At 51.3% G+C, this 339-nt stretch carries 1 protein-coding gene; it reads left to right on the top strand.

The genetic code is table 11. The annotated features are described in order from the left end of the window. Nucleotides 1-140: 140 nt before the first annotated feature. The coding region (locus tag DW817_RS10725) for a hypothetical protein (RefSeq protein WP_207802123.1) at nucleotides 141-339 on the top strand (199 nt) is incomplete at its 3' end.

Genomic DNA, 339 nt, shown 5'->3' on the forward strand with positions numbered 1-339 from the left:
CCTGAACCGAATTCGTGTCTACGTTCGGTTCAGGGCTCACGTTACGGTCTTTTTGCCTTAGTGACGGCGAATGCCGTTCCGCCTTACCAAGGCGGGGGACCAAAAGCCACTTGATTCTGCAAAGCAGAAGGCAAGTCCTTTTGGTGGTGGATGAGGAGGGGCAGTTTGGCGCCGTGCGTTCTGGTCTTTCTTCTATTTACATGATTCGAATGGGGCTCAGATTGGTTCAGATGCGAGGAAAAAAGCTGCAGGCTGACGACGTCATGCAACGAATGCCCCGTTCCGATCTTTTCTTCCATTTGCTTTTTGCGAATTCGGTTCAGATGGATCCAGATGCGA

The sequence above is a fragment of the Acidaminococcus sp. AM33-14BH genome (assembly GCF_003603525.1).
Taxonomy (GTDB): Bacteria; Bacillota; Negativicutes; order Acidaminococcales; family Acidaminococcaceae; genus Acidaminococcus; species Acidaminococcus intestini.